20 protein-coding genes are annotated in these 20,390 nt (G+C 62.1%); 14 read left to right on the top strand and 6 right to left on the bottom strand.

Annotated features, from left to right (window positions below):
* Nucleotides 1-41 precede the first annotated feature (41 nt).
* The gene (locus ACI5KX_RS10540) at nucleotides 42-974 is read right to left on the bottom strand and encodes a threonine/serine dehydratase (RefSeq protein WP_406810617.1); all 933 of its coding nucleotides are present in this window, start codon (nucleotides 972-974) and stop codon (nucleotides 42-44) included.
* Between the two features lie 77 nt (nucleotides 975-1,051).
* Between ACI5KX_RS10540 and ACI5KX_RS10535 the strand changes: the two genes are divergently transcribed.
* The 7 genes from ACI5KX_RS10535 (at nucleotide 1,052) to ACI5KX_RS10505 (ending at nucleotide 6,869) form a co-directional block, all read left to right on the top strand.
* Entirely contained in the window at nucleotides 1,052-2,263 is a 1,212-nt protein-coding gene (locus ACI5KX_RS10535; RefSeq protein WP_406810616.1) for a saccharopine dehydrogenase family protein, read from the top strand.
* 150 nt (nucleotides 2,264-2,413) lie between these two features.
* A complete protein-coding gene (locus tag ACI5KX_RS10530) occupies nucleotides 2,414-2,623 on the top strand; it encodes a hypothetical protein (RefSeq protein ID WP_406810615.1) in 210 nt (69 codons plus the stop codon).
* A gap of 201 nt (nucleotides 2,624-2,824) precedes the next feature.
* Nucleotides 2,825-3,109, top strand: a complete 285-nt coding sequence (locus ACI5KX_RS10525; protein WP_406810614.1) for a hypothetical protein — start codon at nucleotides 2,825-2,827, stop codon at nucleotides 3,107-3,109.
* Between the two features lie 5 nt (nucleotides 3,110-3,114).
* The gene (locus ACI5KX_RS10520) at nucleotides 3,115-3,738 is read left to right on the top strand and encodes a hypothetical protein (protein WP_406810613.1); all 624 of its coding nucleotides are present in this window, start codon (nucleotides 3,115-3,117) and stop codon (nucleotides 3,736-3,738) included.
* Between the two features lie 189 nt (nucleotides 3,739-3,927).
* The gene (locus ACI5KX_RS10515; protein ID WP_406810612.1) at nucleotides 3,928-4,578 is read left to right on the top strand and encodes a TetR/AcrR family transcriptional regulator; all 651 of its coding nucleotides are present in this window, start codon (nucleotides 3,928-3,930) and stop codon (nucleotides 4,576-4,578) included.
* A gap of 71 nt (nucleotides 4,579-4,649) precedes the next feature.
* Nucleotides 4,650-5,603 (top strand): cupin domain-containing protein, encoded by a 954-nt coding sequence (locus tag ACI5KX_RS10510; protein ID WP_406810611.1) that lies wholly within the window; start codon nucleotides 4,650-4,652, stop codon nucleotides 5,601-5,603.
* A 72-nt stretch (nucleotides 5,604-5,675) separates the two neighbouring features.
* Entirely contained in the window at nucleotides 5,676-6,869 is a 1,194-nt protein-coding gene (locus ACI5KX_RS10505) for a carboxynorspermidine decarboxylase (RefSeq protein WP_406810610.1), read from the top strand.
* Here the strand turns inward: ACI5KX_RS10505 and ACI5KX_RS10500 are convergent.
* Complete coding sequence (locus tag ACI5KX_RS10500; protein ID WP_406810609.1) at nucleotides 6,866-7,897, bottom strand: DUF3137 domain-containing protein; 1,032 nt, start codon at nucleotides 7,895-7,897, stop codon at nucleotides 6,866-6,868. The genes ACI5KX_RS10505 and ACI5KX_RS10500 overlap by 4 nt on opposite strands.
* 91 nt (nucleotides 7,898-7,988) lie before the next feature.
* Here ACI5KX_RS10500 and ACI5KX_RS10495 point away from each other — a divergent pair, with 91 nt between their 5' ends.
* The 3 genes from ACI5KX_RS10495 to ACI5KX_RS10485 all read left to right on the top strand — a co-directional run bounded on the left by ACI5KX_RS10495 (nucleotide 7,989) and on the right by ACI5KX_RS10485 (nucleotide 10,913).
* Nucleotides 7,989-8,546 carry a LemA family protein gene (locus tag ACI5KX_RS10495; RefSeq protein ID WP_406810608.1) on the top strand — a complete coding sequence of 186 codons (558 nt, stop codon included), beginning with the start codon at nucleotides 7,989-7,991 and terminating at the stop codon, nucleotides 8,544-8,546.
* A 238-nt stretch (nucleotides 8,547-8,784) separates the two neighbouring features.
* Nucleotides 8,785-9,990, top strand: a complete 1,206-nt coding sequence (locus ACI5KX_RS10490; protein WP_406810607.1) for a type III PLP-dependent enzyme — start codon at nucleotides 8,785-8,787, stop codon at nucleotides 9,988-9,990.
* Nucleotides 9,991-10,046: 56 nt separating this feature from the next.
* Nucleotides 10,047-10,913 (top strand): DUF5694 domain-containing protein, encoded by an 867-nt coding sequence (locus ACI5KX_RS10485; protein ID WP_406810606.1) that lies wholly within the window; start codon nucleotides 10,047-10,049, stop codon nucleotides 10,911-10,913.
* Between the two features lie 87 nt (nucleotides 10,914-11,000).
* Here ACI5KX_RS10485 and ACI5KX_RS10480 read toward each other — a convergent pair whose 3' ends face one another.
* From ACI5KX_RS10480 to murI, 4 genes are all read right to left on the bottom strand, one after another.
* A complete protein-coding gene (locus tag ACI5KX_RS10480) occupies nucleotides 11,001-11,693 on the bottom strand; it encodes a nitroreductase (protein ID WP_406810605.1) in 693 nt (230 codons plus the stop codon).
* Nucleotides 11,694-11,763: 70 nt separating this feature from the next.
* The gene (locus ACI5KX_RS10475) at nucleotides 11,764-12,771 is read right to left on the bottom strand and encodes a hypothetical protein (RefSeq protein WP_406810604.1); all 1,008 of its coding nucleotides are present in this window, start codon (nucleotides 12,769-12,771) and stop codon (nucleotides 11,764-11,766) included.
* 191 nt (nucleotides 12,772-12,962) lie between these two features.
* A complete protein-coding gene (hemA, locus tag ACI5KX_RS10470; RefSeq protein ID WP_406810603.1) occupies nucleotides 12,963-14,183 on the bottom strand; it encodes a 5-aminolevulinate synthase in 1,221 nt (406 codons plus the stop codon).
* A gap of 134 nt (nucleotides 14,184-14,317) precedes the next feature.
* Entirely contained in the window at nucleotides 14,318-15,133 is an 816-nt protein-coding gene (gene murI, locus ACI5KX_RS10465) for a glutamate racemase (protein WP_406811359.1), read from the bottom strand.
* A gap of 105 nt (nucleotides 15,134-15,238) precedes the next feature.
* Between murI and plsY the strand changes: the two genes are divergently transcribed.
* The 4 genes from plsY to topA all read left to right on the top strand — a co-directional run bounded on the left by plsY (nucleotide 15,239) and on the right by topA (nucleotide 20,350).
* Complete coding sequence (gene plsY, locus ACI5KX_RS10460) at nucleotides 15,239-15,832, top strand: glycerol-3-phosphate 1-O-acyltransferase PlsY (protein ID WP_406810602.1); 594 nt, start codon at nucleotides 15,239-15,241, stop codon at nucleotides 15,830-15,832.
* Nucleotides 15,829-16,965, top strand: a complete 1,137-nt coding sequence (gene dprA / locus ACI5KX_RS10455; protein WP_406810601.1) for a DNA-processing protein DprA — start codon at nucleotides 15,829-15,831, stop codon at nucleotides 16,963-16,965. Before plsY ends, dprA begins: the two co-directional genes overlap by 4 nt.
* A gap of 31 nt (nucleotides 16,966-16,996) precedes the next feature.
* Nucleotides 16,997-17,713, top strand: a complete 717-nt coding sequence (locus tag ACI5KX_RS10450; protein ID WP_406810600.1) for a glycerophosphoryl diester phosphodiesterase membrane domain-containing protein — start codon at nucleotides 16,997-16,999, stop codon at nucleotides 17,711-17,713.
* Nucleotides 17,714-17,815: 102 nt separating this feature from the next.
* Nucleotides 17,816-20,350 (top strand): type I DNA topoisomerase, encoded by a 2,535-nt coding sequence (gene topA / locus ACI5KX_RS10445; RefSeq protein WP_406810599.1) that lies wholly within the window; start codon nucleotides 17,816-17,818, stop codon nucleotides 20,348-20,350.
* The last annotated feature ends 40 nt before the right edge of the window (nucleotides 20,351-20,390 follow it).

The following is a 20,390-nucleotide window of genomic DNA, read 5'->3' as shown; positions in this document are numbered from 1 at the left end:
GTTACCTGCGAGAGCCAAGACAGATTGTCAAATGCAACCTATCAGGCGGCGATCGTCTCGGCAAAGCGCGCGGGATCGGCGTTGCCGCCGGTGAGCATGATGACCGTGCCTTCATCGAGCGGCACCTTGCCAGCCAGCGCCGCCGCGAGCGCAGCCGCGCCGCCCGGTTCGAGCACGAGGCGCAGGTTTGCGAAGGCCCAGCGCTGCGCTTGCCGGACCTCCTCGTCGGTCACCGTTACCCCCGGCTCGGCGCGGCCCTCAAGCATGTCGAGATTGAGCTGCTTGGTCACGTTGGGCTGGAGCGCATCGCAGATGGTCTTGGGCGGATCGGCGGCGACGTGTACCAGCTGGCCAGCGGCTAGCGCCTGCCCGACCATGTCCCAGCCTTCGGGCTCGACCAGATGGATCGCGGCGTTCGGACAGGCGAGCGAAAGACCCACCGCCAGTCCTCCGCCCCCGCAGCAGGTGATGACGCGGGTCGGCTCGCGTCCGAGTTGTTCGGTGGCTTCCAGGCCTGCCGTGCCTTGCCCTTCCATCACCCACGGATCGCCAAAGGCATGGACCAGAACTCCGCCGCTTTCCGCGATGATTCTGGCGGCAACCTCGTCGCGATCCTCGCCCGGGCGCTGGTAGAGTACGACTTCGGCTCCCAGCGCGCGGGTGTTGGCGAGTTTCACCTCGGGCGCATCGTGCGGCATCACGATGGTCGCTTTCAGCCCCAGCCGCTTCGCCGCAAAGGCGACGCCCTGCGCGTGGTTGCCGCTCGACACGGCGACCGCATGATCGCCCTCGAGATTATTGAGCCTCCACCACGCGCCTCTGATCTTGAAGGCGCCGATCGGTTGCAGGTTCTCCGCTTTCACATGGCACCGCACGCCGTCGATCTCGACCGGCAGCAGCGGGGTCGGGGGAAGGGGGATCGCCTTAAGGCTTTCCAGCGCGGCGGCGACGCCTTCGGCGGTCGGTTTTCTCATGTCTTCTCGGATCATTTGTTTGCATTAGCGCATTGCCCTAATGCGCGCACAAGATTCGAATTCGAAAGGTGACAAACATGTCGACAGTTCTGGTAATCGGAGCAGGCGGGGTGAGCTCGGTCTGCGTCCACAAAATGGCGATGAATGCGGATATCTTTTCCGAAATCCATCTCGCCAGCCGCACCAAATCGAAGTGCGACGCAATTGCCGCAAGTGTGAAAGAGCGCACCGGGGTCGAGATCTCCACCTATGAAATCGACGCCGAGGAAGTCCCGGCGATGGTCAACCTCATCAAGAAGACGCAGCCCAGCCTGGTGGTCAACCTCGCGCTGCCATACCAGGACCTTCCGATCATGGACGCCTGCCTCGAAGCGGGCGTGCATTACCTCGACACCGCGAATTACGAGCCCAAGGACGAAGCGAAGTTCGAATACAAGTGGCAGTGGGCCTATCACGACCGCTTCAAGGAAGCGGGGCTGATGGCGCTGCTGGGATCGGGTTTCGATCCGGGCGTGACCAGCGTGTTCACCATGTGGCTCAAGAAGCACAAGCTCAAGACCATTCGCACGCTCGACATCCTCGATTGCAACGGCGGCGATCACGGTCAGGCGTTTGCCACCAACTTCAACCCGGAAATCAACATCCGCGAAGTGACTGCGCCCGCGCGCCATTGGGAGAATGGCGAGTTCGTCGAGACCCCGGCGATGGGCAAAAAGGTCGAATTCGACTTCGAGGGCGTCGGCCCCAAGAACATGTACATGATGTATCACGAGGAGCTGGAAAGCCTCGCCAAGTTCAACCCCGAAATGGAGCGTGCGCGCTTCTGGATGACCTTCGGCGATGAGTACATCAAGCACCTCACCGTGCTGCAGAATGTCGGCATGACGCGGATCGATCCGATCAAGTACAAGGGCAAGGAAATCATCCCGTTGCAATTCCTCGCCGCGGTGCTGCCCAAGCCCGAGACGCTGGGCGAGACGACCAAGGGTAACACCAATATCGGCTGCATCGCGACCGGAGAAGCGCTCGACGGGTCGGGCGAAAAGACGTTCTACATCAACAATATCTGCTCGCATGAAGCAGCATATGAAGAGACCGGCAATCAGGCGGTCTCCTACACCACTGGCGTTCCAGCGATGATCGGATCGGCCATGATGGTCACCGGCAAATGGTCGGGCGAGGGCGTGTTCAACATGGAGCAGATGGACCCCGATCCCTTCATGGAGATGCTCAACGCGCACGGCCTGCCGTGGCAGGTCAAGGAGCTGGACGGGCCGGTGGAATTTTGACACGGCAATGACACCAGCCCTTGCGGTCGTCCGGTGCTGACATTTCTGTTTATTTGGAGCGATTTGTCTGGCAGATATTGATTCGCGTCCGTCCGGACGTTCTTGCGGTGAGGGGTCTCGCGCAAGGGTCGTACTACAGGGGAAATTTTCATGAAGAGATTGGTTGCGGCGGCTGTCGCGCTATCGCTTGGCGCGTGTGCGTCTCCTTATGTTGGCAAGCCGTATTCGGCTCCTGCCACACCTCTTACCGAAGTCGCCGTTGCTGGCGATATCCTACCAGAGGAAGTCGTCGCTTACGAAGCCGCGTCGGTCGGTTCGAACTTCGGACTGCTCGGAGCGCTGATCGATTCCGGCGTGTAGTCGAGCCGAAAGAAGGCTCTCAACGAAGCGCTTGACGGGATCGGTTACGCACCGGAAGCCGAAATCGAAGCGTATCTGGTCGAAAAGCTTGCCGAGCGCGGCCTCGCAGCGACCGTTGCGCAGTCGGGGGAGCGTGAGGAGCGCGAATTTCTGGTCGATTATCCGGCTGCGGGCGATGGGGCCCAGGCCAATCTCGACTTCGTGGTAACGAGCTTCGGCTATGTCACCGCAGGCAGCCAGACCTGGCGCCCGCATGTCACCGCCGACGTTCGCCTTGTCGAAGTCGGGACCGGAAATCTGCTGATGGAAAACCGCATCGTTTTCAACTCGCTCGGCGGACAGGACGGCGCGATTACACTGACGCCGGATGGCGAATACGGTTTCGAAGATCGCGAAGACATGGTCGAAAATCCCGAGCGCCTTGCCGAAGGTCTCGACATGGCGCTGCGCAGCACGGTTGACGCGGCGATCAATCTGTTGCGGTGATCGCGATGAGCGGTGTTCGTATCGTAACCATCGCCGGCGCTTCGGCGTTGTTGTGCGCTTGCACGACAACGCCGCCAGCAGCCGTCACAACCTATGAAGTGACAGATTGCGTCACCACGCCGTCCTTTGCCGAGCCGATCGATCTGACACTTGCTGAGGGCAAGAATTCGCTGAACGAGAAGACGCGGATCCATGCCGAAACGCCGTGTCTGGAGCTGGCGGGGGAGCGCGGGCCTTATGTCGTCTATCGCCTGCCCACTCGCGGGGTAGTCGAAATCGGGTCGCAGCTCGAGGCGGCGCGGGTGATGGCGGTCAATGTCGCTCTGCTCGACAGCGAGGGCGAGATGCTTCGCGAGTTCGATCGCGATCAGTACAACTTCCGTTCCGGAATGCTTTCGGTGCAGTTTGAACCTCAAGTCGGCGAAGCCTATGCGCTTGTCACCACCAACAACGCGATGGTTGGCGACGGGATTCAGGGTGTCGAAACAGGCATATCGAGCACCTATATCGCCACCGGCTATGGCGGTTTCATCTGGTTCGGCGGATCGGAGGCCGCGATGGACCGCGGGTATTCCTATGCGGGAGAGCTGCGCGCCCGCGTCATGGTTCGCCCCGAGGATCGTGACTGACAATCCAAACTCGCCAAGGGGCGCCTCAAATCGGGGCGCCCCTTGTTGCGATTGACGTCCCAATCCCCAAGCGGGACTGGCTAATCCTTGCCTCGTCCCCAAATTCGCCGTCATGGAAACGAAAGCCGGTGATCCGGGCGCGTTCAGGGCTTTTTGACCCAAATTAAACGCGCGTTTAAGCTCGCGCGTATGGCTTCCACCAAGACCAAGTCTCGCGCGACCCAGCAGCGCACGCTCGACACCCGCGCCGCAATCAAGGAGGCGGGGGCGGAGTTATTCGCGACACGCGGCTATCGCGCAACCGGCGTGCGCGACATTGCCGAGCGTGCCGGGGGCAACCAGGCGCTTGTCTCGTATCATTTCAAGGGCAAGGGTGGGCTCTATGACGAGATCCTCGCCGATGCCGTGACCGAAGCGCAAAGGCTGGCGAGCGAGGGCGATCTTGCCAACGCGACCAATCCAGAGCGCGAACTTGTGCGTATCCTGTCGCGCGCGATCGCCTCGCAGCCGCATCTTGCGCCGATGATCCTGCGCGAGCAGATGGACCCTGACCGACTGCTCAACCCCGACACTGCCAACACGCTGCGCAGTTTCATGGCGCTGACCGAAAGTGTGCTCGATGTGCTGCCGCTCGATGCCGAAGCGCGGGGCTGGGATCCACAAATCGTCCACCTCGCCATCGTCGGCCCACTGATCCACTACATCGTTGCGACCCGGATGCGCGAGGCGACGGCAAGCAAGCTCGATTCGCCGATGAGTACGCCCGACCTCGAGACCTTCACGGAAACGCTCGCCGCTATGTTTTCCCGCGCGCTGAGGGGGAGAACCGGCGACCCTTAAATTAAACGTTTGCTTAAGATACTGCGCATGTGTATTGCTTATTTATGACACCAATACAGGAGGAGTGGATTATGCGTATCAAATCGATCATGCTGGCGGGCCTTGCAGCGCTGGCGATACCGGGAGTGGCGATGGCTCAGCACAACAATCAGGTCGAAAGCGTCGAGGCGATCAGTGACGCCGAAATCGAGCGGGCGGAAACGATCCTTCGCGACTTTGTTGAGGATTACCGCACCGATCCGATGGCGCTGGATGCGAGCTTCGGAATCAAGCTTGGCCAGCAATGGTGGAGCGTCGAGGTGAAACACAAGGAAGTGGCTTCGCCGCGTGGTCGCCTGACCGATCACAGTTTCGGGCCGCATGATGTAACCCTTGCGCGCGGCGAACCAGCTTCGCCGACCTGGTATTTCCAGCTCGCGAGCCTCGATGTGCTCGAAAAGATTGCCTCTGGCGAGGTCAATGCCGGCACGGCGGCGATGCAGAGCTTCGGGAGCGACCGCGTCGGTGTCGAAACGCGCGATATGGACGGCTTCAAATCGACCTCGGGCGACGAGGGCGACATGTATCTCGCGCTGTCGCACTTCTTCACCAAGGGCAAGCCGCAGATCACCCGGTTCGGGCGCGACAATTCGCTTATGACGCATGGCGCCCAAGCGACCGCGCTGCACATGATGAAGGGCTTTCGCATCATGCATTTCAGCATCGGGCCGCAGGAAACCGCAAACGACGATCCGCGCATGGAATTCGGTCAGATGCCCAACTTGTTCGTGGTGACGAGCGGCAAGGCCACGCTCTACAGTGACGACGGCCCGGTCGAAATCAGCAAGGGGATGAGCATCTTCATCCCGCAATTCGTGAAGCACAGGATCGTCAACGATGGCGACGAACCGCTCGAGGGCATCCTGGTGCTCTACGGCGACAATTCCGACTTCGCTTTCGGCACTTCGTATCCGAGCTATCTCGAGGATCTCAACGACTTCCACCGCACCTATGAATTCCGCAAGGAGCGGTCGGCCAGCAAGTAGGCGGGTGGCAAATGGTGGGCGGCGGCCTCGCTGGACCTTCCAGCGGGGCCGCTTTGTGACTATCTGGCGCGCATGGAAACAAAAGCCGGTGATCCGGGCGCGTTCGCCCATTTCGACCTTTCCCGCGTGGACAGCCCCGCCTTCGTGGTGGACGCGGCCAAGCTGCGCGCCAATTGCCAGATCCTCGCCGACATTCGCGATCGCGCGGCGAGCGACGGCGCGAGCATCAAGGTGTTCGCTGCGCTCAAGGCTTTCTCGATGTGGTCGACGGCGCACATCATCGGCGAGTACCTCGATGGCGCCTCGACCAGCGGGCTATGGGAAGCACGGCTGGCGTCCGAATTCTACGATGGCGAAATCGCGACCTATTCGGCAGCTTTCAAACCGGAGGAGCTGGAGGAAATCTGTCGCCTGTCCGACCATGTGATTTTCAACTCGCCCGGCCAGATGCAGCGCGCCGCGCTGATCCTCGATCAGGCGGCGGTGACCGGCGGCGATGTCTCGGTGGGCCTGCGCATCAATCCGCAGGTGCCGACCGGCGAAGTGGCGAAATACGATCCTTCCGCCCCCGGTTCGCGGCTGGGCTTCCCTCTCGACCAGCTGACCGAGGACCACATGGAGGGCGTCGAGGGCATCCACTTCCACAATCTGTGCGAGCAGACCTTCGAGCCGCTGCGCCAGACCTGGGACCGCGTGTTCGATGCGATCGAACCCTGGTTCGGGCAACTGAAGTGGATCAACATGGGCGGCGGGCACCACATCACCCGCGCCGATTACGAGCGCGACGAACTGGTCGAATTCCTGCGCGATGCGGCGGAAGACACCGGCGCGGAGATCATCATCGAGCCGGGCGAGGCCGTGGCGCTCGACGCGGGCATTCTGGTCGGCACGCTGCTCGATACCGGTTTCAACGAGGTTCCGATCGGCATCACCGATATCTCCGCAACCTGTCATATGCCCGACGTTCTCGAAGCGCCCTACCGTCCGGCGATGCTGGGCGAGGTCACCGACGAGGGGCAAATCCCGATCCGGCTGGGCGGCCCGTCGTGCCTCGCAGGAGACGTAATCGGCGACTATCGCTTGCCGGTCCCCGCGGAACCCGGAGCGCGCTTCGCCTTTCTCGACCAGGCGCATTATTCGATGGTGAAAACCAACACCTTCAACGGGGTGCAGCTGCCGAGCATCTGGCTCTGGGACAGCGAGACGGACGCGCTCGAATGCGTCAAGCGCTTCGATTATGAGGATTTCCGCAATCGGCTCAGCTAGGCGTCCTTGCGCCCGAAACCGCTCTGGCGTCGCACCCGCCGACGGTCTCCCGGGGTGATTTCGTTCGCGCCCGCGCCCATCACCCGGCCGCGCTCGTTCTGGTTGATCGCCAGAGCCAGTTCCGCAAGCGAGCCGAATTGGGCCGCCGCTTCGGCCACACGTTGCTCGTCGCCAAAGGCGCTGAGCGAGCCGCTTTCGAAGAGGTTGCCACTCTGCACCGCGATTACCACCGACCCGCGCGAGAAAAGCGCGCGCACCGCCTCGCCCCGAAATGCCTTTTCGAGTGCCAGCAGGTGTTCGACATAGGAAGGGTGGACCAGCACCCTGGCTTCGACCTGATCGTCGCTCCACAGCTCGAACACGTCGTCGAATGCGGGGTGCACCTGATCGACATAGTCGAGCCGGTGACCGCCGAAGTTCACGCTGTCCTTGCGACCTCCGAGTCCGAACCACTTCTTGTGCTTGCCCGCCCGTTGCAGCAGCGTCGTCGAGTGGAACGGACGGCCGAATTCCATGTTGACGATCGCTCCGCGAAACACCGTCACCCAGCGGCGGTTCTTGCCCGATCCGCGCCGCTCTTCGAGATGGCTCTCATACAGTTCGAACCCGTGGCCCTCGATCTGGCCGAACCAGCGATCCTCGAAACTGTCACGATCGTAGGACGGGACGAGGCCGTATGTCTTGCACGCATGGAATTCGCCGCCCGGTTCGACATCGTGTTCGTATTCGATGCCGAGGCTGCGGGCGATCGCCGAATTGATCCCGATCTTGATCGCACGCCGGGCCTTGTTGATCGGGACATAGCCCCACGCGGAAACCCCTGAGAAGGCGAGCACGGTGATGATCATCCGCCAGCCGCCCAGGCCGAGCGGTGCGAACCACAGAAAGGCAAGGATCGGCAGAAGCGCAGCGCCGCCCCAGATCCAGCGCGAGAACGCCTCTTTCTTCGCCTCGGCGCGCATGGCGGATTGCTGCCGGAGCCAGTCGCCCAGCTCCCCCTGCATCAATGCTGTGACGTCTGCCTGCATATACCCCGTCCACGCGCGCTATAGCGCGATGTGTTCCCTTAACCAATTGAGGTTAGTATAAGGTTGCCCAACACAGCAGGGGAAGAAACTCATGGGATTGTGGTTCTGGATCGTTCTCGGTGTCGTCGGGGTGCTCGTCGTCCTTGTCATCGGGATCTACAACAACCTTGTCGGGCTGCGACAGAATGTGCGTCAGGGGGTCGCCGATATCGACGCCCAACTGCGCCAGCGGCACGACCTGATCCCCAACCTCGTCGAGACGGTGAAGGGCTATGCCGGGCATGAAAGCTCGACTCTCGAGGCGGTGATCCAGGCGCGCAACACCGCCGCCAAGGGCAATCCCTCCTCGGAGACGGAACAGGGCCTCAAGATCGCGCTCGACAACCTGCTGGCGCTGGGAGAGGCCTATCCTGACCTCAAGGCCTCTGCCAATTTCCAGGAATTGCAGCGCGAACTCGCCGATATCGAGGACAAACTGGCGGCCGCGCGCCGCGCGCTCAATGCTGCGGTCGCGCGCTTCAATACGGCCCGCGAGAGCTTCCCTGCGGTAGTGTTCGCCGGAGCCCTGGGCTTTTCGGAGGCCGATTTCCATCGGCTCGACGACAGCGAGAAAGGCACGGTCGACCAAACTCCTGCGGTCGCATTCTGACGAACAGGCTGCACGGCCCGCCGAAGCGGCGGAGTTTTTCGGAACATTCAGCTGACATTCCGTTGATTATCAGAACGCCGGTTACCGGCGACCGACGGATTGCAATCTGCCGCGCGAAATTCATTTGCGCTCAGGCGCGAAGGCACTATATGCGCCCTTCTTCTGCCCCAAGGGACGATACCGCAAGGCAGGCTCGTAACCGTTTGGTTGAACACTGAACCTTAGGGGGTCCCTTGAATTGCTCCAACACACTGACGCCAAGGCTGTAGCTCAGGCTCTCAAGCCCGACGAACCCGTCATCCTCAACCGTCCGCACGCGGCGACGCGCGCGGCGAAGTTCTTTGTCGACCGGTTTCCGGGCAAGGTGCTGTATGCGGTAAAGGCCAATCCTGCGCCCGACCTCATCGAGGTGCTGTGGAACGCGGGCGTCACGCATTACGACGTCGCCTCGATCGCAGAAGTGCGGCTGGTGCGCGAGCGCCTGCCCGATGCGACGCTGTGCTTCATGCACCCGATCAAGACGCCAAGCGCGATCCGCGAAGCCTATTTCAAGCACGGCGTAAAGACGTTCAGTCTCGACAGCGTCGAGGAGCTCGAAAAGATCGTCGAAGCCTGCCGCGATCCCGAGACCGGTGAGGCCGCGACCGACCTGCGACTGTGCGTGCGGCTGCGCGTCTCGTCCGAGTATTCCGAGCTTTCGCTGGCCAGCAAGTTCGGCTGCGACCTGCTCGAAGCGCCGCAGTTGCTCCAGCAGACCCGCCAGCATTGCGACTGGCTGGGCGTGTGTTTCCACGTCGGCAGCCAGGCGATGACGCCGTTCGCCTTCGTGCAGGCATTGGACCGCACTCGCGCGGCGATTGCCGAGGCTTCGGTGGTGATCGACATGATCGATGTCGGCGGTGGCTTCCCGTCGATTTATCCGGGCATGGAGCCGCCGCCGCTCGAGGATTACTTCGCGATCATTCACCAGCACTTCTACGCGCTGCCGATCGCCTACAACGCCGAGCTGTGGTGCGAGCCCGGCCGCGCGCTGTGCGCGGAATATTCGAGCATGATCGTGAAGGTCGAAAAGCGCCGCGGGAACGAGCTCTACATCAACGACGGGGCCTATGGCGCGCTCTACGATGCCGCGCACGTCGCCTGGCGCTTCCCTGTGAACGCGCTCGAAGACGATTTGCGCGACCCGCTCGAGGATTTCGCGTTCTACGGCCCGACCTGCGACGATGCCGACTACATGGCCGGCCCGTTTCCGCTGCCCGGAGATATCCAGGCGGGCGATTATATCGAGATCGGGATGCTCGGCGCCTATGGCGCTGCGATGAAGACCGGCTTCAACGGTTTCGGCGACGCCGAGCAGGTGATCGTGACCGACGAGCCGATGCTGAGCCTGTTCAACGGCACCCGCGTGCGCGAGGCGAGCGATAACGTTGTGAACCTGCGGTAAGAGCTTGCGACCCAAGTCTTGGTGAATTAGTGTAGTAACACACCAAGGAGGATTGCATGTTCCGTACGATCATAACCGGCCTAGCGTTTGCGCTGACCAGCGTTGCCGCCAGCGCTCAGGACACTCCAGAGCCCACGCCCGATGCCATCCAGGTAATGGTGTTTGGGACCTACCATTTCGCCAATCCCGGCCGCGATGTGATCAATCTGGAAGTGGACGACGTCCTGACGCCGCAGCGCCAGCGCGAGATCGAAGTTCTCGTGCAGACCCTCGCTCAGTGGAATCCAACCAAGGTTGCGGTCGAATCGCGCGCTGCCGCTCCGGGGCTCGAGCTTGAAGGCTTTGACGAAGTCCAGGAGCTTCTCGCATCGACGCGCAACGAGAGTGTGCAGATCGGTTTCCGGCTCGCGCACACTATCGGCCTCAAGACAGTTTACGGGATCGACGAGCAACCGGGCGAGGGCGAGCCGGACTACTTCCCGATCGGCAAGGTTCAGGCCTACGCGCAAGCCAATGGACAGGGCGATTTGCTCGAACAGTTATTCTCGGTGGTGCAGGAGCGCATCGGAGCCGAACAGGCCAAGCTACCCCGGCAGTCCATCGCCGAAAGCCTGATCTTTCACAACGACGCTGCCGTTGTCGATGCCGGTCATGACGCAGTTTATTACCCGATGCTGAGCATTGGCAACGGCGATGAGCAGCCGGGCGCGGAGCTCAACGCCTATTGGTACATGCGCAATGCGAAAATGTTCGCCAAACTCGATCTGGTGGCCGAGCCGGGCGACCGGGTCTTCCTGATCGTGGGCAGCGGACACGCAACGTGGCTGAGGCATTTCGTGCGCCGGATGCCGGGATACGAGCTCGTTGATGCCATGCCTTACGTGCTCGGCGCTGCAGCCGCTAGCGAAGCAATCGCTGAATAAGATCGGGAATGCTGCGAGGAACTCACCATCCTCGAGAGCAGCGCCACCGGAAGACGATAGTTGCGGTAGGTGCGAGTTGGGGTAGCTCTACCCAAACCCCACAAATCGCACCGCATCCTCTTTCGGCTTGCGGTTGGTGTAGACCCGGTTCGCGGGGAAGTCCGGATCGGGCCAGCCCATCGCAACCGCTTTCATGATCACCTGATCGTCCGGAATGCCCGCATGTTCGCGCACCACGGGCGATTGCATGATCCCTTGCGAGTTGATGACGCAGCCGAGCCCGCGCGACCAGGCGGCGTTGACCAGCGCGGTTGTCGCCGCACCGCAATCGAAGGCGGTGTCGTCGCTGCCGGAGAGTTCCTTGTCGTAGGTCACGATCACGCACACCGGCGCGTCGAACTGGCGGAAGCCGCGCAGCACCCAGTCCTGCCGACCTTCCTTGTCGTCGCGCTCGATCCCCATTGCGCCGAACAACTGCTTGGCGACTTCTACCTGCCGCTCGCGATGGACCCCCGCGAAGGGCTCGCCCCGGCGGAACTCGCGGCTGTCGGGGACGCCCGCGAGGATGTTCTCGGTGTTGCCCTTGCGGATACGATCGAGAGGCTCTCCGGTGATCACGTGGAAGTGCCACGGCTGCGTGTTCATCGAGGTCGGCGAGCGCATCGCCATCTCGAGAATCTCCTCGATCAGCGCGCGCGGCACCGGCTTGTCGAGATAGCCGCGGATCGAACGCCGCCCGCGCACCACCTCTTCAAACGTCTGCTTCTCGTTCCCGCCCACAATTCTCTCCCCTACTGGTTGGACAGACTGCTAGCCCATGTCGCCAGTGAGGCAAAGAACACTAGGGCGCTCAGCCTCGTGGGCCTGCCATCGAAACGCCAAAGGTCAGGGTGGAGGCATCATTGCGGTTTTGCGTGCCGTGGAGCGCGATGCCCAGCTCGATCCCTTGCGGGCCGAAAAACCAGCCGGAATATTCCCCAACGAACTGGCCGTTGCTGTCGGACAGTCCCCCTTCGAATCCCTGAATTGTGCCATCGATAGCGGTATTGCCGGTAAAGGTGCCAAGCTGCGTCACGGTGCTCGAAGTCGTTATCTGGCCGGTGGTCGGATCGCGCGTGACTTCCCGACCGCGCACATCCAGAGTTACCGTGATTTCGCCATTGGCGGGGTTTGCCGTGACTTCGATCTGCGTGTCTTCGATGTTGTACTGGGTTACCACGCCCGCGCCATCGGTCACCCTTGCATTGCCGTTTGCCGAAACGAACTGATCGTAGCTGACTGTGCTGGCCGGTAATGCGTCATCCAGCTCCGTCGGCACGCCAAATACGCAGCGATAGAATGCCTGTGTCTGGCTGTTGATCCCGAACAGGACCGCATCTCCCCCGCGCACATAATCGACAGATCCGTTTGCAAGCTGCGGAGTAATAAGAACAAAAAATTCGGGAACGCTATTACCATTCACCGTGATTTCGCGTCGGTAGAGGGTAAATTCGCCTGCTTGTTGGGACGAAATGTCCGACGGACCGAAACTGGAATCGAAAGTGTCAGACAACGTCGGACCTGCCACTCTCCATGTCTCGGAAGCCTCGGTGAACGCGAAGGTGAAGAAGTCGGTGAAAAGCGTGATACCGCCGAATCCCTGACCGCCACTTATCGTGGGGTTGAGCGAACAGGCAGTGTTGAACTCCCGATCACCGGTCAGATCGTCGAATTTGGTGTAACTGACCGATGTAGGCGTAGGCGATGGCGATGGCGATGGTGCAGGCGTTCCCCCACCACCGCCAGTCGTGGGCGGCGGCGCCGAACCGCCTCCTCCACCGCATGCAGCAACAGCCAGTGCGAGCGCGCCTGCGCCCAACAAACGTACAAATTTCATGAATCACTCCTGCAAGCCCCGAGCCACAGGATTAGCCAAGCTGCCCAGTGGGCAATTGTATTCCAGCGTCATGTCGCGACGGTTTCAACCGCCGCATGGCCGCGTTTCAGGCTCCATCGTCTGGAGGCAGGTATTGGTGAAACCCGTGCGGGCGGGGAGAGCAATAGGAGCGGTTATGCCGCCTCGGCCAGTTCCATATCCAGCCGGTCCCAGATCTCGACCAGCGCTTCCGTCAGCTCGTCCATCATTTCTTCGGAGTGCATCGGGCCGGGGGTGAAGCGCAGGCGCTCGGTGCCGCGCGGGACGGTCGGGAAGTTGATCGGCTGCACGTAAACGCCGTATTCGGCGAGCAGGATGTCGCTGATCTTCTTCGCGCGCACCGGGTCGCCCACCATCAGCGGGACGATATGGGTAACGCTGTCCATCACCGGCAGTCCGGCTTCGGCGAATTTCAGCTTGAGCATCGCTGCGGCCTGCTGCTGGGCGTTCCGCTCGACCGAGGATTCCTTGAGATGGCGGACCGATGCGAGGACGCCTGCGACCAGAACCGGGCTCAGCGAGGTCGTAAAGATGAAGCCGGGCGCGTAGGAACGGATGCAGTCGATCACTCGCTTGCTCGAGGCGATGTAACCGCCCATCACGCCAAACGCTTTGCCCAGCGTGCCTTCGATGATGTCGATCCGGTGTGCGGCGTTGTCGCGCTCCGAAATCCCGCCGCCACGCGCACCATACATGCCGACCGCATGGACCTCGTCGATATAGGTCAGCGCGTTGTATTTTTCGGCAAGGTCGCAGATCGCGTGGATCGGGGCGACGTCGCCATCCATCGAATAGACGCTCTCGAAGGCGATAACCTTGGGCGTGTCAGCATCCTCGGCCGCGAGCAGCTGTTCGAGGTGCTTCAGATCGTTGTGACGGAAAACGCGCTTTTCGCAGCCCGAATTGCGGATGCCTGCGATCATGCTCGCGTGGTTGAGTTCGTCGGAAAAGATCACGCAGCCCGGCAACAGCTTGGCGAGTGTCGACAGCGTCGCATCGTTCGAGACGTAACCGCTGGTGAACAGCAGCGCGCCTTGCTTGCGGTGGAGATCGGCGAGTTCATTCTCAAGCTGGACGTGCAGGTGGGTGTTGCCGCCGATATTCCGCGTGCCGCCGGAGCCCGCGCCGACATCGTGGAGCGCCTCTTCCATCGCGCCGATCACTTTTTCGTGCTGCCCCATGCACAGATAGTCGTTCGAGCACCACACAGTGATCGGCTTGGGCCCGTTGTGCCCGTGGAAGCAGCGTGCGTTGGGATAGGCGCCCTTGTTGCGCAAGATGTCGATGAAGACGCGGTAGCGGCCTTCCTCGTGAAGGCGGTCGATCGCCTGGTCGAAGATGTGATCGTAATTCACTTGGGCACGCTCTTGGTCTGCTGCTTCCTCACCGGCACTTTGCGTCAATAACCCAGAAAGCGCCCGAATGTTTCGCGGTTATCTAGGAAACCGTGATCGATTTTGCCACATCGATCTTTGCGAGCCATTCGCAGCTAAAACGCGCGAATTTCCTCGATGCCGTATCGCCTGAGCTCGGATTGCAGGGCATCAAAATCCTCGATTGCTCCGGTGGTTACGGCAAAATCGGGCTGGCTGCGCTCGCTGCGCTCGAAGTCCTGGCCCTGCGTGAGTGAGACGATGCGTCGCGCAATACCTGCTGCGCCATCGACCAGCGCCACCTCGGGGCCAAGCACTGCGGCAAGTTCATCGCGCAGCAACGGGAAGTGAGTACAGGCGAGCACGACCGTATCGATCTTGTCCGCCTCGGGCTTGGCGAGAAGGCCCGCCACGGCCGCCTCGACATCGGAGGGGTTTACCGGCTGTCCGCGCAGTTTGGCTTCAGCCGGATCGACAAGGCCCGGCGCCGCATGGCGCAATAGCAGCTTGTCCGATGCAAATTCGCGTTCAAGATTATCGACATAGGCCTGCCGGATCGTCGCCTCGGTGCCGAGCAATCCGATCACGCCGGTTTTCGTCAGCGCAGCAGCCGGCTTGATCGCGGGGACTGTGCCCACGATCGGTATCTCGAGCACATCGCGGACCATGCCGAGCGCGATCGTGCTGGCGGTGTTGCAGGCGATGCAGATGAGGCGAGGGCGATAACGCTCCGCCATCCGCCCCAGCAATCCGCACACCCGTGCAGCAACTTCGGCCTCCGACTTGGCGCCATAGGGCAGGCCCGCCTGGTCGGCGGCGAAGATGACCGGGGCATCGGGCAACGCCGTGCGTAGCTCGGCGAGCACCGAGAGCCCGCCGACGCCGGAATCGAAAACAAGGATGGGGGAGGATGCCTCGGTAATGGTTGCAATCGCTCGATGTGAACTTGTGGTGGGCCGGTCTTTTACTTAGGCATTGAAAAAAGGGAAGCGGGGCTTTGCAATCGCCTTGCCCGGGATCTTTCGAAGGCCGCTTGTATGACATTCAACACCGAAACCCTGCTCGCGATGCTTGCGGGTTATCTGATCGGATCGATCCCGTTCGGCCTGCTGCTGACCAAGGCGGCCGGGATGGGCGATGTCCGCAGCATCGGCAGCGGCAATATCGGCGCGACCAACGTGCTTCGCACCGGGAACAAGGGGCTGGCGGCGGCGACATTGCTGTTCGACATGCTCAAAGGGTTCTTCCCGGTCTGGTTCGCATGGACGATTTCTCCCCCGGCTGCCGGATGGACGCTGCTCGGCGTGGTGCTCGGACACTGCTTTCCGGTCTGGTTGAAGTTCAAGGGCGGGAAAGGCGTCGCGACGCTGGGTGGCGCGTGTTTCGGCCTGCTCTGGCCTGTCGGGCTCGCCTATGCGCTGACATGGGTGGCGATGCTCGCTGTGACACGGATCAGCTCGGTTGCCGGACTGACCGCGCCGCTCGCGGCGATCGGCGCCGCGGTCTATCTCGGATGGTGGCGGTTCGGGGTGATAATCGGCATTGCGACCGTGCTCGTCTATTGGCTCCACCGGGCCAATATCGGGCGGCTGATGCGCGGCGAAGAACCGAAAGTCGGCAGCAAGAAGTGACCGGTCCGACGGGCTCAGGACAGGCGCTGTCGCAGCCCGAAGCCTTCGCCCGCATCCGGCTGCTGCGCTCTCCGAACATCGGCCCGGTCAGCTACACGCAGCTCCTGGCGCGGTTCGGCACGGCCGAAGCGGCGCTGGAAGCGCTGCCCGATCTCGCGCGCAAGGGGAAGGGCGGTTACACACCGGCCCACGCCGACCGGATCGAACGCGAAGTCGCCGAGGTGCGCAAGGCTGGCGCGCGCTATCTGTTCCATGACCAGCCCGACTATCCCGAACTGCTCGCCGAATTGGAGAGCGCACCGCCGATCCTCACCTGTCGTGGCGACCTGTCGCTGGCGAGCGCACCTTGCGTGGCGATGGTCGGTGCGCGCAATGCCAGCGCAGCGGCGGCCAAGCTGGCACGCAACTTCGCATCCGAGCTGGCGCAAGCGGGCTTTACCGTCGTCTCCGGCCTTGCCCGCGGTATCGACGGCGCGGCCCACGAGGGCGCTTTCCCGCGCACCATCGGCGTGATCGCAAGCGGGATCGACATCGCCTATCCGCCCCAGCACGCCGACTTGCAGGAGCAGATCGCCAGAGAGGGCTTGCTCATCGCCGAACAGCCGCCCGGCACCGAGCCGCGCGGGCGGCATTTTCCGAGCCGCAACCGTATCATCGCGGGCCTCGCGAGCGGCACGCTGGTTGTCGAGGCCGCGCCCAAGTCCGGATCGCTCATCACCGCGCGGTTGGCGGGCGAGGCGGGCAGGGAAGTGATGGCGATCCCGGGTTCGCCGCTCGACACGCGATCGCTCGGCTGCAACCAGCTGATCCGCGACGGCGCGGTGCTGGTGCAATCGCCTGAAGAGGTGATCGAACTGCTCGAGAGCTTCACAGGCGCGCCGCGATCGAGCTTTCGGGTCGCCGAGGATGCGCCCGAATTCGATTACAGCGAATTGGCGGAAGCCGATCCGGTCGAAGGCGGCGAAGCGATATCCGGCCTGCTTTCGACCGCGCCCATTGCCGTGGACGAACTCATTCGCCAGTCCGGCGCGAGCGCGCCCGCCGTGCATATGGCCTTATTGGAACTCGAAATTGCCGGGGAACTGGAGCGCCATGCGGGTGGACTGGTCAGCCTGAGCGGTGCAAGCCGATAATCGAGATTTCTCAAAGGGACTGACCGACACCATGAATCGCGAAGCAACGCTTTCAAACCTGCTGAGCCAGACTTTTGCGGAGATCGGCGCGAACACCCAACTGATCGGCATCTACCTTGCCGTCACCATCCCGCTGAGTGCGGTCGGGTATTTCTTCCAGGGCGGAGACACCACGATATCGGGATTCGATTTCGGCTTCGGCGTAGGCGAGAACCTGCTGGCATTGGGTGCGCTTGCGGTGGTCGTGGTCCTGGCCGTCGTCATCGCAGCGATCGTTCTCCAGTTCTGGCTCTATGCCGGGATGGTCCGGCGAACCACGGCGCTGGATCTGAACCGGTTCTGGCCGTGGATTGGGATATACATCCTGACCATGCTGGGGATCCTGTTCGGCCTGGTGTTCCTGATCGTGCCGGGTGTTATTCTCGCAATCCGCTGGCTCATCGCCCTGCCGCTCGTCATCGAAGGCAGGCTGCCGGCGATGGATACCTTCGGCGCCAGCTGGGAAATGACGCGTGGACGCAGCTGGTCGATCTTCGGGGCGGGATTGATCCTGTTGATTATCAAAATGGTCATCGGCGGAATCCTGGGTGGATCGACCTTGCTCTTTGGGGGGACAGCTTCCATCGGTGCCGCTGTCGTCTCGGCAATCTCCGAAGCGATCTCGACGATCATCTTCGCCGCTTTCGCGGTCGGCGCCTACCGCCTGCTTCGCGACGACGCCGGGGAACTGGCCGAGGTTTTCGAGTGATTTCGCATTTTCGGCGGCTGTGAAATTCCGCGCTTGACGCCTGTAGAAACCCGACCCCACTCTCGCGCGTACGTACACGTGTAGGGAAATCAGACCACAATCATGCAACTCGTCATCGTTGAGTCGCCGGCCAAGGCGAAGACAATCGAGAAATATCTGGGCGACGACTTCAAGGTCCTCGCCAGCTACGGCCATGTCCGCGACCTGCCGCCCAAGGATGGCAGTGTCCGCCCGGACGAGGATTTCGCGATGGATTGGGAGCTTTATCGCGACAAGCAAAAGCGCTTCAAGGAAATCGCCGACGCGGCCAAGGATGCGTCGCGGCTGGTGCTCGCGACCGACCCCGACCGCGAAGGCGAAGCGATCAGCTGGCATGTGCAGGAACTGCTAAAGAAGCGTAAGGCGCTGCCGACGAAGGTCGACCGCGTCACTTTCAACGCGATCACAAAAAGCGCCGTGAGCGAGGCGATGAAGAGGCCGCGCGAGCTCGACCAGCCGCTGATCGACGCCTATCTTGCGCGCCGCGCGCTCGATTACCTGTTCGGTTTCACACTCTCGCCGGTCCTGTGGCGCAAGCTGCCCGGGGCGAAATCGGCGGGCCGCGTGCAATCCGTGGCGCTGCGGCTGATCGTCGATCGCGAACGCGAGATCGAGGCATTCAGGCCCGACGAATACTGGTCGGTGCTCGCCAAGCTCCAGCACGACGGGACCGAATTCGACGCGCGGCTGGTGCGCTTCAAGGGCGAGAAGCTGGAAAAGCTCAGCCTTGGCCACGAAGGCATCGCCAACGAGGCGAAGGCGGCTGTCGAAGGCGGCAAGTTCACCGTCGAAGGCGTCGAGACCAAACCGCTCAAGCGAAACCCCGCGCCGCCGTTCACAACCTCGACCATGCAGCAGGAGGCCGCGCGCAAGCTCGGGTTCTCGGCCAGCCACACGATGCGGCTCGCGCAGTCGCTCTACGAAGCGGGTGCGATCACCTACATGCGTACCGATGGCGTGCAGATGGACATGGGCGCGATCATGGCATGCCGCGATGCGATCGAAGAACGCTTCGCTGCCGAATACCGTCCGGAGAAACCGCGCTTCTACTCGACCAAGGCGAAGAACGCGCAGGAAGCGCACGAAGCGATCCGCCCGACCAATTTCAGCCGCGAAAAGGCGGGCACGGGCGACGAGGCCAAGCTCTACGACCTTATCTTCAAGCGCGCGATGGCGAGCCAGATGGCCGCGGCGCAACTCGAGCGCACCACCGTGACGCTGCGCGATGCCACCGGCCAGCACGAGCTGCGTGCGACCGGCCAGGTCATCAAGTTTCCCGGCTTCTTCGCCGTCTACCAGGAAGGGTTCGACGACAAGGAAGACGACGAGGAGGGCCTGCTTCCCGCGATGAAACAGGGCGACGTTCCGGCCAAGAACGCGGTCGAGGCGAACCAGCACTTCACCCAGCCGCCGCCGCGTTTTTCGGAAGCGAGTCTGGTCAAGCGGTTAGAGGAACTCGGCATCGGTCGTCCGTCGACCTATGCCTCGACCATCCAGACGCTGCGCGACCGCGACTATGTCCGGATGGAGAAAAGCCGCTTCCACGCCGAGGAATCGGGGCGCCTGCTCACCGCTTTCCTCGAACGCTTCTTCCCGACCTATGTCGCCTACGATTTCACTGCAGGCATGGAAGAGGAACTCGATACCGTTTCCGACGGGCGCGAAGACTACAAGGAACTGCTCGCCAACTTCTGGAAGGACTTCAAACCCAAGACCGAAGAGGTGATGGAGAAGCTCCCCTCGGAAGTCACCGAGGTGCTCGACGAATACCTTTCCGATTATCTCTTCCCGCCGCGCGAGGATGGCAAGGATCCGCGTTTCTGCCCGCTGTGCGAGCAGGAAGGGCGCGAAGGCGGCAAGCTGTCGCTGCGCGGGGGGCGGTTCGGTGCCTTCGTCGCGTGCCAGAACTATCCCGAGTGCAAATACACCCGCCGCTTCGCCCAGCCGGGCGCGGATGGCTCCGACCCGGCCGAAGATGGGCTGATGGGCACGCACCCCGAAACCGGCGCGGAAATTCATCGCAAATCGGGTCGCTTCGGGCCTTATGTCGAAATGGAGGTCGACGAGAAGAAGAAGCGCGCCTCGATCCCGAAGGACGTCGACGACTTCGATCTCGAATGGGCGGTCAAGCTGCTCGACCTTCCGCGCATCATCGGAGCACACCCGGAAACCGGCAAGGAGATCGAGGCGGCGATCGGGCGCTATGGCCCCTATCTCCGCCACGACGGCAAATACGCCAAGCTGCAGAGCACCCGCGATGTGTTCGACACCGGGATGAACGCGGCGGTCACGCTGCTGGCCGAAGCGGCGAATCGCAAGGGTGGCGGTCGCGCCAAGGCCGAACCCATCAAGACGCTAGGCGAGCACCCGACCAGCGGCGGCGAGATCAAGGTCATGCCGGGCCGCTATGGCCCCTATGTCACCGACGGTAACGTTAACGCGACGATACCCAAGGATATCAAGCCCGAGGATATCGAGGCGGCCAAGGCGATCGAGCTGATCGATGCCCGTGCGGCCAAGGGCCCGGCCAAGAAGAAACGCAAGAAGGCCGCGCCGAAGAAGAAACCTGCGGCAAAGAAGAAATCCGCCGCCAAGTAGTTGAAATCCGGCTTCACACCGCTGGAAGGGGTGTGAGGGG

The sequence above is a fragment of the Erythrobacter sp. GH1-10 genome, from assembly GCF_045363165.1.
Classification (GTDB): Bacteria; Pseudomonadota; Alphaproteobacteria; order Sphingomonadales; family Sphingomonadaceae; genus Erythrobacter.
The sequence above is the reverse complement of the archived record's forward strand: the minus strand, read 5'-3'. Positions and strand labels throughout refer to the sequence as shown.